At 41.1% G+C, this 14,745-nt stretch carries 12 protein-coding genes; 9 read left to right on the forward strand and 3 right to left on the reverse strand.

The annotated features are described in order from the left end of the window. Positions 1–177: 177 nt before the first annotated feature. Complete coding sequence (locus FPL17_RS06350; RefSeq protein WP_159884016.1) at positions 178–1,668, forward strand: amidase; 1,491 nt, start codon at positions 178–180, stop codon at positions 1,666–1,668. A gap of 1 nt (position 1,669) precedes the next feature. On the opposite strand, the gene FPL17_RS06355 is transcribed toward FPL17_RS06350, so the two are convergent. After that, positions 1,670–2,842 (reverse strand): MFS transporter, encoded by a 1,173-nt coding sequence (locus tag FPL17_RS06355; protein WP_159884018.1) that lies wholly within the window; start codon positions 2,840–2,842, stop codon positions 1,670–1,672. 180 nt (positions 2,843–3,022) lie between these two features. Next, positions 3,023–4,411: an amino acid permease gene (locus FPL17_RS06360; protein WP_005189090.1), complete on the reverse strand. Its 1,389-nt coding sequence runs from the start codon at positions 4,409–4,411 to the stop codon at positions 3,023–3,025. Between the two features lie 356 nt (positions 4,412–4,767). Here FPL17_RS06360 and fahA point away from each other — a divergent pair, with 356 nt between their 5' ends. From fahA to FPL17_RS06380, 4 genes are all read left to right on the forward strand, one after another. After that, positions 4,768–6,072, forward strand: a complete 1,305-nt coding sequence (fahA, locus tag FPL17_RS06365) for a fumarylacetoacetase (protein WP_159884020.1) — start codon at positions 4,768–4,770, stop codon at positions 6,070–6,072. Beyond that, complete coding sequence (maiA, locus tag FPL17_RS06370; protein ID WP_005189096.1) at positions 6,059–6,691, forward strand: maleylacetoacetate isomerase; 633 nt, start codon at positions 6,059–6,061, stop codon at positions 6,689–6,691. The genes fahA and maiA overlap by 14 nt, the downstream gene beginning before the upstream one ends. 19 nt (positions 6,692–6,710) lie before the next feature. Continuing rightward, positions 6,711–7,259, forward strand: coding sequence for a VOC family protein (locus tag FPL17_RS06375; RefSeq protein ID WP_004653219.1), 549 nt, complete (start codon positions 6,711–6,713; stop codon positions 7,257–7,259). A 282-nt stretch (positions 7,260–7,541) separates the two neighbouring features. After that, on the forward strand, positions 7,542–8,321 hold the full coding sequence (locus tag FPL17_RS06380; protein ID WP_159884022.1) for an IclR family transcriptional regulator: 780 nt from the start codon (positions 7,542–7,544) through the stop codon (positions 8,319–8,321). Positions 8,322–8,390: 69 nt separating this feature from the next. On the opposite strand, the gene hppD is transcribed toward FPL17_RS06380, so the two are convergent. Further along, positions 8,391–9,446, reverse strand: coding sequence for a 4-hydroxyphenylpyruvate dioxygenase (gene hppD, locus FPL17_RS06385; RefSeq protein WP_005189102.1), 1,056 nt, complete (start codon positions 9,444–9,446; stop codon positions 8,391–8,393). A 474-nt stretch (positions 9,447–9,920) separates the two neighbouring features. On the opposite strand from hppD, the gene FPL17_RS18930 reads away from it, so the two are divergent. From FPL17_RS18930 to FPL17_RS06405, 4 genes are all read left to right on the forward strand, one after another. Further along, positions 9,921–10,154 (forward strand): hypothetical protein, encoded by a 234-nt coding sequence (locus tag FPL17_RS18930; RefSeq protein WP_005189105.1) that lies wholly within the window; start codon positions 9,921–9,923, stop codon positions 10,152–10,154. Positions 10,155–10,596: 442 nt separating this feature from the next. After that, positions 10,597–11,988, forward strand: a complete 1,392-nt coding sequence (locus tag FPL17_RS06395; protein ID WP_159884024.1) for a GntP family permease — start codon at positions 10,597–10,599, stop codon at positions 11,986–11,988. 36 nt (positions 11,989–12,024) lie between these two features. Further along, positions 12,025–13,188 carry an iron-containing alcohol dehydrogenase gene (locus FPL17_RS06400; RefSeq protein ID WP_159884026.1) on the forward strand — a complete coding sequence of 388 codons (1,164 nt, stop codon included), beginning with the start codon at positions 12,025–12,027 and terminating at the stop codon, positions 13,186–13,188. Positions 13,189–13,223: 35 nt separating this feature from the next. After that, on the forward strand, positions 13,224–14,720 hold the full coding sequence (locus FPL17_RS06405; RefSeq protein WP_159884028.1) for a CoA-acylating methylmalonate-semialdehyde dehydrogenase: 1,497 nt from the start codon (positions 13,224–13,226) through the stop codon (positions 14,718–14,720). Positions 14,721–14,745: the final 25 nt, after the last annotated feature.

The following is a 14,745-nucleotide window of genomic DNA, read 5'->3' on the forward strand; positions in this document are numbered from 1 at the left end:
GTGCATAGGCTTAAATTAGCATATTTTTTGATAAAAGCATGCATTCATAACCATATAAACACAATATTTTTACCATGTAATTTAATTGCTTGTTTTGCCACTTTTTCAGGTATCCTATTTTTCAAATTGTATTTAACTTTTTACTTTATAAAGATTTTCGCTTTAGGGATAAAAGCCATGAAATTTTCAGAATACGTACAGTACGATGGTTTGGGGTTAGCTGAGTTAGTCAAAAACAAAGAAGTTCACCCATCAGAGTTACTCGAAATCGCATTAGAACGAAGCAATCAGGTCAATCCAAAGCTAAATGCCATCATTATCCCAATGTATGAGCAAGCCAAACAACGCGCTCAACACGCTTTATCAGGTCCATTCGCTGGTGTTCCATTCTTAGTCAAAGATCTATTCCAAGAATACCGCGGTGTACCAACCTCTTATGGCAGTCAAGCATTAAAGAAAATCAATTACACGCCAGACTTTAATGCAGAAATTGTCAATCGCTGGGAACAAACTGGTATTGTCACCTTTGGTCGTACCAACACGCCTGAATTTGGTATTAAAGGGATTACTGAGCCTGACGCTTGGGGAGCATGCCATAATCCTTGGAATTTAAAATATAACAGCGGTGGATCTTCAGGCGGTTCTGCTTCAGCTGTTGCAGGCGGCTTAGTCCCGATTGCTGGTGCTGGTGATGGTGGTGGATCAATTCGTATTCCTGCCTCCTATTGTGGTCTATTTGGGCTTAAACCGAGTCGTGGGCGTACACCATGGGGACCACAATTTAGCGAAGCCATGCACGGCGCAGCGATGCAACACGTATTGACCAAAACCGTTCGGGATAGTGCAGCAATGCTTGATGCCGTACAAGGTCCTGAACAAACCTCACTATTTCGTATTGAAGCTCCTGAACAAAACTATTTAGACGTGATTCAACAGACTCCGAAAAAACTCCGCATTGCCTTCAGTACCCAATCACCAATTGGTACCAAAATTTCTAAAGATGCTATCCAAGCTGTGCAACAAACCGCGAAGCTATTGGAGTCATTGGGTCATATCGTGGTTGAAGACCGACCTAAAATTGATGGCCTCGAACTGGCAAAAGATTTTGTCACCACATGGTTTAGCCAATTCTCTTATATGCAGGCACAAATCAAACAAATGGCGGGTGCAACAGATGGTGATTTCGAACTCGATTCAATTGCTTTGGCTGCCTTTGGAGCGAAGACCACCGCGACAGAATATATTCATACGCTCAATAATTGGGGGCTGTACAGCACCCAGATGAATATTTTCTTTGAAAAATATGACTTATACCTCACCCCAACCACGGCCTCAGTCGCGCCTAAAAATGGTGAAGTTGCTACACCTGCTTGGCAGAAGCCAATCCTAAAAGGCTTGTTAAAAGTTGGTAAAGCGCATTATTTAGCGCAAGGCAAGTTAGTTGAAAAAATGGTACAGGACAATTTAAGCTGGGTACCATTTACCCAATTGGCCAATGTAACGGGCCTACCTGCCATGTCGGTGCCACTTTATTGGAACAAACATGGTATGCCACTCGGTAGCCAGTTTATTGCACCGTTTGGACGTGAGGATCGTTTGTTGCAACTTGCGGCTCAACTTGAACAAGCACAACCATGGTTGCCGCAATATAAACACATCCAAATCTAGTCTAAGTTTTGGCTGCTGTTTCCACTTGATTCGGCAGCCATAGCACCAGTAATAAACCAAACAAGACCACCACACTGGCACAGTAAAAAATGGTCGCACCTGAAAAAACTTGCCAATAGTGCCCTGCCAACAAACTTCCAGATGCCACCCCCAAGCCCCACATGGTGCTATACAATGCCTGTCCTCGGCCTTGCTGCTCTGGTGTAAAGTTTTGGAAAATCACTTTCATGGCAATCAGGTGGAACAGGCCAAAACTAAAAGCATGTAAACACTGAGCAAGCAACTGTCCAATGTAATTGGTTTCTAAGATACCAACCAAGAACCAACGTAAACTGGTCAAGACTAAGCAAATCACCACCAATGTTCGCCATGAAAAGCGAGTGAAGAATAGCTTTTGTGCCACAGCAAACATGACGATTTCAGCAATCACTCCCATTGCCCATAAACTACCGATTTGTGTGGTACTAAATCCAATCTCTTTAAGGAAGTTACTATAGAAGCTATAAAACGGAGCCAATGAAAACAGCAAAATAAATTCAATACTAAAAAATGCAGCAACGATGGGCCGTTTTAAAATCGGGAGTAGCGGTTCAAGCCTTTTCTGAGAGCTCGGTGCGTGTTCAGGTTCTTTAATACTAAATGACCAAAGAAAAGCCAAAAATGAAACAGAGAGAAGTAAGATTGGCAGCATTGAAATTGGAATAACCTCCAACAAAGCCCCAATTACAAATACACCGACAATAAAACCAACAGATCCCCATTTACGCACTTTGCCATAGAGTTCCGCACGCTTTTCACCTAGCCAAAATAAAGTCACGCCCTCAAATTGCGCCAAGATAGCATTTTGGAAAAAGCTAAAAATCAGCATCAGTAAAGCCACCGATTGGAAACTATTCGGAATGACGAAGATGGCGAACCAGATACAGGCTTCCATCCATGTTGCAATTCGAACCAAAAGCATTCGTTTACCTGATTTATCGGCAATCCAGCCCCAAATCAGCGGTGCAAAAAAACGCGTGATAATCGCAATTGACGAAAGAATGCCGATCTCTTGGTAATTGAACCCCTGATCTTGTAGATACAGGTTCCAATACGGCATGAAAGTTCCAACTATGGCATAGTAGAACAGGTAGAAACCACCCAATCGTGTTTGGATACTTAATGATTGAAGCAATTCAAATGCCTTTTTTAAGGTGTCAAATAAGAATAAACAGAGAAAGGAAACTCGATTGATATAAGTGAATTTTAGCTCATTTCACCAAACAATTCGCCAAATATCAGCATGAATATCAAAGCCGATATGTAAAAAACAGGGCTGAAAATTCAGCCCTGTTTTTAAATATCGCTTTGAAGGTTAAACATCCGTATTTAAAGCTACACTCGGCTGAGCATTTCTTAATTTTCGCTGTTTCAAAAAATAGGCCAGCATCAAACACAGAATCCATGCAGGAATCATCATGACTGCGATACGCATATCTGCAGTCATTGACATCACCACAAGAATACTAAGCATAAAAATAATGCATAGATAATTACTGAATGGATAAGCAATACTTGGGAATTTGGTGGTTAGCCCTTGTGCTTGCATGGCTTTACGGAACTTTAAATGCGTCCATGAAATCACCACCCAGTTAATCACAATCGCAGCAACTACCAGCATCATTAACAAACCAAATGCTTTCTCAGGGAATGCATAGTTCAACAACACACACAGTACAGTGACAAATGCAGATATATAAACCGCATTGGTTGGAATACCACGTTTATTGATTTTCTTAAGGAACTTAGGTGCATTACCTTGTTGAGCCAAGCCCAATAACATACGGCTACTGCAATAGCTGGTTCCGTTATAAACAGATACAGCCGCAGTTAAGATCACAAAGTTCAACATTGTTGCCACGCCTTGGCTATCCAATGATGCGAAGACCATCACGAATGGGCTACCACCTTGCGCCATTTGGTTCCAAGGGAACAGTGCGAATAAGATGAAAAGCGTTGCAATATAGAAAATCAAAATACGATAGATAATTTGATTCACTGCTTTCGGCAAAGTTTTATCAGGATCACGTGCTTCTGCCGCAGTAATACCAAATAACTCGATGCCACCAAAAGCAAAGATGATCACCGCCATTGCCATGACCAGACCTTCTACACCAAATGGAAAGAATCCACCCAATGCCCAAAGGTTACTGATACCAGCCTGTGGCCCTGCTGTTCCTGTTGCAAGTAAATACGAACCAAAACCAATCATGGCCAAGATTGCTAAAATTTTGATGATAGAGAACCAAAACTCCATTTCACCAAAAAACTTGACATGCAAAAGGTTGATACCGTTAATTAAGATAAAAAAGGCCAATGCCGAAACCCATGTCGGGATTTCAGGCCACCAGTATTGAATATATAACCCAATCGCTGTGAGCTCAGCCATACAGACCAGCACATTGAGTACCCAATAGTTCCAACCTGACATGAAACCTGCAAATGAGCCCCAGTATTTGTAAGCAAAATGGCTAAATGAACCACTGACTGGCTCTTGTACCACCATTTCGCCTAGCTGTCGCATCATTAAAAATGCAATAAGCCCTGCAATCGCATAACCTAGAATGACCGATGGGCCCGCCAGCTTAATCGATTGTGAGATACCTAGAAACAAACCTGTGCCAATCGCACCACCTAGCGCAATAAGCTGGATATGCCGATTGCTTAAACCTGGGTTCAGGTTTCCTTGCTCCTGTTTTGACATATGATTATTCTCATCCGTGTCGCGTAATTTTTCTGTCTAAAATTACGTATATCATAAGTTAATCACAAATGCCTATATCTAACTCGAAAAATAATTAATTCACTTTTCGAATAACCGCGCATATAAACAGAAAATTCAATAAATAACAAATATTATGAATAATGTAATTAAATTATGTATTGCGTAATTAATTATTTTCAGTATGATAGAAATTAAGACACAGGGATTTTTGCTCTAAGCAAACTAGAATTGGCCGATAAAAACCTATACATCATTTTATCTTTCAATCGCTTAGATAAAATAATCCCTAAACAACCAGATTAGACCAACAGAATTAAAGACAAGGAAAGCGAATCATGGCACATCATTTAACTTCTTTTCTTGAGATTGATGCCCAATCAGATTTCACAATACATAATTTGCCATACGGCATTTTCAGCGAGACCGCACAAGGTGAAAAACGCGTTGGCGTTGCAATTGGTGAATGGGTGCTTGACCTTGCGGCATTAGAACAAAAAGGCTTATTACAGCTCACAACAGCGAACTGCTTTAATCAGCCAACACTGAATAAATTCATCAAAACAGGCAAACAGAATTGGCATACGGTTCGCAGCACTTTGCAAAGCTTATTGTCCGCAGAAAACCCGACCTTACGTGATCATGCCGATTTACGTCAGCAAGTGTTGTTTAAACAAAAAGATGTAGTTTTACATTTACCGATTCATGTTCCTGGCTATACCGACTTCTATTCATCTAAAGAACATGCCACCAATGTCGGTACCATGTTTAGAGATCCTAAAAATGCGCTATTGCCGAACTGGAGTGAACTTCCTGTAGGCTATAACGGTCGTGCCAGTTCTGTGATTGTGAGTGGTAAAGACATTGTGCGCCCGTCAGGCCAAATCAAATTACCCAATGAAGAACGTCCTGTGTTCTCGGCAACCCGTAAACTCGACTTCGAATTAGAAACCGCTTTTGTAGTGGGTAAAGCAACTGAATTGGGCGAGCCGATTGCCATTGAAAACGCATGGGAACATATCTTTGGCATGGTGTTGCTGAATGATTGGTCAGCTCGTGATATTCAACAATGGGAATATGTCCCTTTAGGCCCTTTCAACGCCAAAACTTTTGCTAGTGCCATTTCACCATGGGTAGTGACGATGGAGGCACTCGAACCATTTAAAGTTAAAGGTCCAGAGCAACAACCAAAACCATTGGGCTACCTACAAGAAAACACTGCAAACAGCTATGACATTCACCTTAGTGTTGAAGTGCAAACACCTCAGTCAGAACAAGCCGATGTGATTTGCCAAACCAACTTCAAATATATGTATTGGTCAATGTCACAGCAACTGACTCACCACACCATCGCAGGCTGTAATGTTCAAGTGGGTGATTTAATGGGTTCAGGCACGATTTCAGGCCCAACTGAAGACTCTTATGGCAGCTTACTGGAACTGACTTGGAATACCACCAAACCGCTCAACCTTTCCAACGGCGAAAAGCGTGGCTTCTTGGAAGATGGTGACCGTGTTGTGATGAAAGGCTACTGTGAAAAAGATGGAATTCGCGTTGGCTTTGGTGAAGTTGCCAATACCATTTTACCAGCACGTCACTTTCGTTTTAATGAACAAAAGGACGAACGCTATGAAACTGTATAGTTACTTTCGTAGCTCCGCGGCTTATCGGGTACGTATTGCACTTAACCTGAAAACATTGCCCTATGAAACTGAAGCAGTGCATCTCGTTAAAAATGAGCAGCAACTGGCAAGTTATCGTGCCCTCAATCCAAGTCAGTTGGTGCCAACGCTGCTTGACCAAGATCAGACCTTTACTCAGTCGCTTAGTATTTTGGAATATCTGGAAGAACGTTATCCAGCCAAAGCGCTGCTACCTAAAGATCTAGTTGAACGTGCCAAAGTCCGTGCCTTTGCACAAAGCATTGCCTGCGATATTCATCCGATCAATAACCTGAGAGTGTTGAAGTACCTGCAAAATGATCTTGCGATCAGTAACGAGCAAAAAACGCTGTGGTACCGACACTGGATTTTAGAAGGCTTTCACAGCTTAGAAATGCAATTACAGCATTCCAATGGGCAATTCTGTTTTGGCTCACAGCCGACTTTTGCAGACTGCTGTTTGATTCCTCAAGTCTACAACGCCAAGCGCTTTAAAATTGATTTAAGTGCTTTTCCGAAGATTGAGTCGATATATCAACATTGCTTAACCCTTCCCGCATTCTTAAATGCGACCCCAGAACAACAACCAGATTGGGAATAGAGATAAAAGGAGTTTTATCATGAGCTTTGCAATTAAAAAAATTCATCATGTGGCTTATCGCTGTAAAGATGCTAAAGAAACCGTCGAATGGTACAAAAAAATGCTGCATATGGATTTCATTCTGGCCTTTGCAGAAGACCATGTGCCATCCACCAAAGCCTTTGATCCGTACATGCATTTGTTTTTAGATGCGGGCCAAGGCAATGTATTGGCATTTTTTGAACTGCCGACTCAACCAGATATGGGCCGTGATGAAAACACACCGCAATGGGTGCAACATATTGCTTTTGAAGTAGAAGACTTAGATGCACTGATGGCAGCAAAAGCACATCTCGAAGCCAATGATGTGAAGGTATTAGGAGTCACCAACCATGGTATCTTCCATTCGATTTACTTCTTCGATCCAAATGGTCACCGTCTGGAATTGACCTATAATGATGTCCATGCCGATGCTAAAATTGCACGAATTACTGAAGAAATGAAATTAGAAATGCTGGATGAGTGGAGTCGCACCAAACGTGCACCGCACCATACCCACTTCTTACACGAAGATGAACTCGGTGCATAAATCCACATCAATGAATTTGGCATTAGCATTGTAAAATGCTAATGCCTTTTTTATGGTCTGAATTTAAAGCATTCTGTATGTTTTTAAGGCATAGTAGGCTCAGCAAAATAGTGTGCAATCGCTCTAAAAACAATTGTATGCTTATGCAATTCACCGATTTGATTCATTTAAAAAGATGATTTCTATTTTGCCCAATGCTCAGGCATTATGTGCTGGATGTAAATTGTCCATGATTGACAGCAACAAATACGGCGTGAAAGCACGCAGCTTAAGGGTTATTGAATGATTGAAGAAAAGTTATCTGGTGGGGTTCAATCACTTGAGGTCGGCTTAGCCGTGCTCAATGCCCTTTTGGAACATAACAAGCCCATTATATTAAAAGACCTATCCAGCAAACTGGATATGCATCCTGCCAAGGTACACCGCTATCTGGTCAGTCTGATTCGCATGAATTACGCCAAGCAACTCACTGATGGTCAGTATGCATTAGGCGATCAAGCTTGGCGTTTAGGCTTGAACTGTATCCAGCATACTGATGTATTACAGCTGGTTCAGCACCTGATTTATGAATTACAAAACAAGATTGGCTGTGGTATTCAAATCAGTAAATGGTCGCCTAAAGGACCTTTAGTGGTTCAATCGATTGAATCCAATCATCCGATATCGATTGTGACTAAAGTCGGTTCGATCATGCCATTGGTCAATTCAGCAGCGGGTCGTGTGTTCGCTTCTTATATGCCTGAAGCAATGATCAAACCACTCATGCAAGCGGAATGGGAAAAAGCAGCACATAACCATTACCCGATTAGACCGACCGATTGGGATGAGTTCTTAGTATTAAAAGAAAATGTTCTGCAACATGGCATGTCGATTGCTCAGGGTGATCTTTTGGTCGGGATTAATGCGGTTGGCTTACCGATCTTTAATGCGCATCATTCAATGGAGTTTTGTATTGTGGCATTGGACAGTGAAATGTTTTTCTCGGTTCATGAAGGCAGCGAGAACTTAGAACTGTTTAAACGTGAAGTTGCAGCAATCAATCAATATATTCAAACCCGTTAATTTTTCATCCATATAAAAAAGCCAAGAAGCGAACTTCTTGGCTTTTTTAATTTCAAGCGTTGAGCTGAATTATTTTGCTTCTAGTACACCACGGCGGATCTGGTCACGTTCGATGGATTCAAACAATGCCTTAAAGTTTCCTTCACCAAAACCATCATCATCTTTACGTTGAATAAATTCAAAGAACACAGGTCCAAGCATGTTTTGCGAGAAAATCTGTAATAACAGTTTTTTCTGACCATCTTTGGTATTGCCATCTAACAAGATACCGCGTTTTTGCAATTCTTCCGTTGGCTCACCATGATTAGGTAAACGCTCTTTCAACATTTCATAATAGGTTTCAGGCGGTGCTGTCATAAACTGCATGCCGATCCCTTTTAATTTATCCCATGTTGAAAGCAAGTCATCGGTAATAAACGCGATATGCTGAATGCCTTCACCATTGAAATCTGCCAGGAACTCTGCAATTTGACCATTACCTTTGTCTGAATCTTCATTCAATGGAATACGAATCATGCCATCTGGCGCAGTCAAGGCTTTCGAGGTTAAACCTGTATATTCGCCTTTGATATCAAAGTAGCGGATTTCTTGGAAGTTAAAGATTTTCTCGTAGAAGTTCGCCCAATACTCCATACGTCCTTTATAGACGTTATGGGTTAAATGGTCGATTTCGTTCAGGCCTGCACCTTTTGGATTTCTGTCTGCATCATCAAAGAAAACGAAGTCATTTTCATAGATATCACGATCCACAAGGAAAATTGGCATGCCTCCAATCCCTTTAATCGCAGGGATATTTAATTCCATCGGCCCAGCTTGTGAATACATTGGCTCTGCGCCAAGCTCCACAGCTTTGCTAAATGCTTTGGCTGCATCACGAGTTCTGAAACCCATTGCACAGGCTGAAGGACCATGTTCTTTAAAGAAGAATGAAGCATAAGATTCAGGCTGGTAGTTCAAGATAATGTTGATATTACCCTGACGCCATAAATAAACTTTTTTAGACTTATGCTTTGCGACTTTAGAAAAACCGATGGTCTCAAAGATCTGATCTAATCCGTTTTCCGTCGAAACAAATTCAATAAAAGCAAAACCACATAATTCTAATGGGTTATCTAAAATGTCCATCTAGTTTCCCTTATTTAGATAAATTCATCCGTTTAATGCTCTGCATAGGTCCTATTCTTCAATTGCTTAAAAAGCTGTCTAAAAGCATCAACCTATACATGCGTTATCAGAAAAGGCGACAGGTGTTTTTATAAGTATGTAAAAGCATCCGTGTTTAAGCCCTTTCCGTCCATGAGTCAGCCAAATGAAGAAATCATCGTTCTTAATCTTGGCTCTCAGCTATAAATTCATGCTACAAGAAAGTCTAAATTTATGCAATACATAATTAAATTATGTTATGTGTAATTTTATTGCTGTTTGGCTCTGCCAATAAAGGTCGCTATTAAAGAATAATTGGCAATATCACTAAATCAGACCATGGTCTCAAGCTGATACGAATAAATGTATTGTGATTAGACTACTTGTCTTATTTCCTTAACAAAGTTCGATTAGCTTAAACCTGTGATTTACAAAGGCGAATGAGATATTTTAGACATGACGCAAACTTCGATTTTCGAACAGTTAACTCAACTCATTGAAAGCTATAGCCATGAACATGGTGGTAGACCGCAAAAGATCTTGATTGGTTATAAGGCCTATTATGACTTGATGGGAAATTCGAGTTTTGCCACGGAGGTCACTGACTCGGCTTTGAACCCGAATAAAAGAAAGTATAAAAAGATTAAAATAAAAGTCACCAAAGATGACTATCAGCTTGAGCTAGAGTAATTTTTTTGCCTTGAGAAATACTTTTTCCTACATTCTTTCATAAAGCATAACACCCCACCAAAACAACAATTAAAAGTTGTGGGGTGAATAATAAATATTGAATTAGATCATATCAGCACTAAGGTCTTGATCACTCTCTTTTACTCCTAGTTTTAAAACACGATTCCTCAATAATTTTCTTATAGGGCTTTGTTTTTAATTTATTTTTAAGAAAAAAAACCGCATGCAATCTAAAACTCACCAAAGAAACATGATTAGTTCATTTTTATCTTTTTCTAAGTTTTCTATTCATCATCTCCCGAAAATTATTTTTATAAAATCAGCCAACCTTCCAATTACTTTAGGCTAATTTCGATACTTGACTTCAGTTAGATTAAATTATATACATTAATAATGATACGTTTCGTATCATTATACAAAACTACAAGAACAGGTGTATAAAATGGTAGGACTAATTGGAATAGTCTTGTCCTTAATATTGTTGATGTATTTAGCATATAAAGGATTTAGCGTAATCGTACTTGCACCCTTACTGGCATTATTTGCTGTCGCATGGAGCGGTCTCAGCGATCAACTACTTGGGTTTTATTCCCAAGTGTTTATGACAGGTTTAGGCGGTTATATCATCAAATACTTCCCTCTATTTTTACTAGGTGCAGTATTTGGAAAATTAATGGAAGATTCTGGCTCAGCACAAACCATAGCCAATTTCTTTGTTGAAAAGCTTGGTCATCATAGAGCGATGCTTTCAATCGTGCTGTCTTGTGCAATTTTAACCTATGGAGGCGTTTCACTTTTTGTTGTCGGTTTTGCAGTTTTTCCGATTGCTTCGGCATTATTTAAAGAACTCGGCATTCCTAAACGCCTGATCCCCGCAGCGATTATGCTAGGTGCACTCACCTTTACCATGACCGCATTACCAGGCACACCCGCTATTCAGAATGCAATTCCAATGCCTTTTTTTGATACTGATCTCTATGCTGCACCTGGTTTAGGTGTTTTAGCATCTATCTTTATCTTGATCACAGGCATGTGGTGGCTCAATCAGCGAGTTAAAAAAGCGGATTTAAGTCTCGAAGGATATGGCAACCATCTCGAAAGTCATCTTGAACAAAATCCAACGAGTGCCAAACCAAGTCTTATGGTCGCGTTTATTCCAATTTTCATTGTGATTGTGAGCAACTTAGTCCTCACTAAACTGATCTTACCTTCACTGGATACCGCCTATTTAGCAACGGATCAATTTGGGAATACCTCACTTAATTCAGTGATTGGATTATGGGCAATTATATGCGCCTTGGTTCTGGCTTGTTTAAGCATCATTGTTCTCAACTGGAAGTCTATTGTTGATATCAAAAACTCAATTCAACAAGGTGTTTCCTCATCTTTTTTACCTATTTTTAATACCGCCTCAGAAGTCGGTTATGGCTCAGTGATTGCGTCTTTGGCAGGCTTTATTATTTTACGAGACTTTCTTGTCGGCATTGCCCCTAACAACCCACTTATCTCAGAAGCAATCGTGATCAATGTATTAGCAGGTATCACGGGTTCTGCTTCGGGTGGTTTGAGTATTGCGCTGAATACAATGGGAGAAACCTATAAGGATTTGGCCTTTCAACATGGTATTTCATTGGAACTGATGCATCGAGTTGCCTCTATGGCTTCTGGTGCACTGGATTCACTTCCTCACAATGGTGCTGTCATTACCATTATTACCTTGTGTGGTTTAACCCATAAACAATCTTATTACGACATGTTCATTGTCGCCGTCATCATTCCATTGATTGCGCTAAGTGGCGTGATCACATTGGGAACAATATTCGGTTCATTTTAAAAACAATCAATTTTGACTTTAATACGGAGAATTAAAATGTCATTTTCAACTCACCTTCCAAGGATTATGGAAATTGGAAAAAATGCGAGAGCTAAGCTTCCGATGATTCTAGAAAGCTTAGGTGCAAGCAAGCCACTGATTATTACCGATAAAATGATGGTTTCACTTGGCTATATCCAGCAGATTCAAGACCTACTCAAAGCAGCACATATAGACAGTGACTATTTTGCTGAAACCATTCCAGAGCCGACCTCTAGCTCCATCGAAGCAGGTGTAAAATATATTCAGGCGCAGCAGTATGATGCCATTATTGCGATTGGCGGTGGCAGCCCGATTGATAGTGCCAAAGCGATTAGTATCTTAAGCAAACATGGCGGGGACATCTCTGATTATAAATTCCCTAGACAAGTCAATGAGCTAGGTCTGCCCATCATTGCCATTCCAACCACAGCAGGAACAGGCTCCGAATGCACGCGTTTTACCATTATTACCAATGATAAAACCAGTGAGAAAATGCTGTGTGCTGGGCTCGGTTTTCTACCAATCGCGGCGATTATCGACTACGAACTCACCCTATCTCTGCCTCCACGTACAACCGCAGATACAGGCATTGATGCGCTTACCCATGCCATCGAAGCTTATGTCAGCAAGAAAGCCAGCCCATATAGCGATGCACAAGCGCTTGCAGCGATGAAACTGATTGGTCCAAATTTACAGATCGTTTATCACCAACCCAACAATGAACTAGCACGAGAAAAAATGATGCTCGGCTCTACTTTGGCAGGTATCGCTTTTTCAAACGCCTCTGTTGCACTGGTACATGGTATGAGCCGACCCATTGGTGCTTTCTTTCATGTTCCGCATGGCTTATCTAATGCAATGCTGCTTCCTCTTATCACAGAGTTTTCTATTCAGGCAGCACCAGAACGCTATGCCGATTGTGCCAAGGCAATAGGTTGTGCACATGCAGATGATCCGATTGAGGTCGCCAATCAAAAACTCATAAAAACCTTAATCGCGATTAATCAAGATTTGAAAGTCCCCACATTGGCTGAGTTCGGTGTAGACAAACAATATTTTGATGAAGTTGTTCAGACCATGGCCGAGCAAGCACTTGCCTCAGGTTCACCATCCAATAACCCTATTGTGCCGACGATTGAGCAAATGGTCAGCTTGTATCAACAACTTTGGTCAGCATAAACGCTTTCATTTTTTATAACAGAGGAAAAATTCACATGGAACTCATTGGACATTTTATTCAGGGTGCAATCAATACAGCACATACACGCACGCAAGCCATCTATAACCCGTCATTAGGCATACAAACAAAAGAAGTCGCACTTGCCAGCAAAACAACCGTGGAGGAAGCAATTGCAGCGGCAGAAGCGGCTTTCCCAGAATGGCGCAATACCCCAGTGATCAAACGGGCTCGCGTCATGTTTAAATTTAAGGAATTGCTGGAAAACAATGCTGAAAAAATCTGCCAGCTGATTGGTGAAGAGCATGGCAAAATCGGACATGATGCCGCAGGCGAATTACAACGTGGCATCGAAAATGTTGAGTATGCTTGTAGTGCCCCTGAATTTTTAAAAGGTGAATTTAGTAAGAATGTCGGACCTGCAATCGACTCATGGAGTGAGTTTCAACCTTTAGGGGTTGTTGCAGGGATTACCCCATTTAACTTTCCAGTTATGGTTCCATTGTGGATGTTCCCAATGGCCATTGTGTGTGGAAACACTTTCGTGCTTAAACCTTCCGAGCGTGATCCTTCATCAACGTTGTTTATTGCCCAACTGCTCAAAGAAGCAGGACTCCCAGATGGCGTACTGAATGTCGTGAATGGAGACAAAGAAGCAGTTGATACCTTGCTGCATGATCCACGTGTTCAAGCTGTTAGCTTTGTCGGTTCTACACCCATTGCAGAATATATCTATCAAACCGCGACTGCGGCAGGTAAACGCTGTCAGGCACTGGGGGGCGCAAAAAACCATGCCATTGTCATGCCTGATGCAGATTTAGATAATGTAGTCAGCTCTTTATTAGGTGCAGCATTTGGTTCATCTGGCGAACGCTGCATGGCACTTTCAGTCGCAGTCGCGGTAGGTGATGACATTGCCGATCAAATGATTGCAAAATTATCCAAAGAAATCGATTTGCTCAAATATGGTCCATATTCCAATAAAGACAATGATTTTGGTCCAGTGATTACGGCGCAACATAAAGCCAAAGTAGTCAACTATATTGATAGTGCAGAACAACAAGGCGCCAGCGTGATTGTCGATGGTCGAAATGCAGCGCCTGAAGGCTATGAAAATGGTTTTTATGTTGGTGCAACGCTAATTGATCAAGTAACACCAAATATGACCAGCTATAAAGAAGAGATCTTTGGTCCCGTACTGCAAGTCATCCGTGTAAAAACCATGCAGGAGGCAATGGACCTGATCGACAATCATGAATATGGAAACGGCACCTGTATTTATACCCGTGATGGAGAAGCCGCACGCTATTTTAGCGATAATATTAAAGTAGGAATGGTAGGTATCAATATTCCGCTTCCTGTCCCTGTCGCTTATCATAGTTTTGGCGGTTGGAAGCGTTCACTGTTTGGTGATTTACATGCCTACGGACCAGATGGTGCTCGTTTCTATACACGTCGTAAAACCATTACTCAACGCTGGCCAAGTACCAATGTTCGTGAAGGCGCTCAATTTTCAATGCCGACACTCAACTAATTTATTTACTTACTAGAAAAGAGTG

Source organism: Acinetobacter dispersus (assembly GCF_009884975.1).
Lineage (GTDB): Bacteria > Pseudomonadota > Gammaproteobacteria > Pseudomonadales > Moraxellaceae > Acinetobacter > Acinetobacter dispersus.

Bases quoted from the DNA above. Each gene is read 5' to 3' on its own strand.
- hppD (WP_005189102.1), bottom strand. From the start codon at position 9,446: ATGGACATTTTAGATAACCCATTAGAATTATGTGGTTTTGCTTTTATT.
- FPL17_RS06360 (WP_005189090.1), bottom strand. From the start codon at position 4,411: ATGTCAAAACAGGAGCAAGGAAACCTGAACCCAGGTTTAAGCAATCGG.
- FPL17_RS06395 (WP_159884024.1), top strand. From the start codon at position 10,597: ATGGTAGGACTAATTGGAATAGTCTTGTCCTTAATATTGTTGATGTAT.
- FPL17_RS06350 (WP_159884016.1), top strand. From the start codon at position 178: ATGAAATTTTCAGAATACGTACAGTACGATGGTTTGGGGTTAGCTGAG.
- FPL17_RS06405 (WP_159884028.1), top strand. From the start codon at position 13,224: ATGGAACTCATTGGACATTTTATTCAGGGTGCAATCAATACAGCACAT.
- FPL17_RS18930 (WP_005189105.1), top strand. From the start codon at position 9,921: ATGACGCAAACTTCGATTTTCGAACAGTTAACTCAACTCATTGAAAGC.
- FPL17_RS06400 (WP_159884026.1), top strand. From the start codon at position 12,025: ATGTCATTTTCAACTCACCTTCCAAGGATTATGGAAATTGGAAAAAAT.
- FPL17_RS06375 (WP_004653219.1), top strand. From the start codon at position 6,711: ATGAGCTTTGCAATTAAAAAAATTCATCATGTGGCTTATCGCTGTAAA.
- maiA (WP_005189096.1), top strand. From the start codon at position 6,059: ATGAAACTGTATAGTTACTTTCGTAGCTCCGCGGCTTATCGGGTACGT.
- FPL17_RS06380 (WP_159884022.1), top strand. From the start codon at position 7,542: ATGATTGAAGAAAAGTTATCTGGTGGGGTTCAATCACTTGAGGTCGGC.
- fahA (WP_159884020.1), top strand. From the start codon at position 4,768: ATGGCACATCATTTAACTTCTTTTCTTGAGATTGATGCCCAATCAGAT.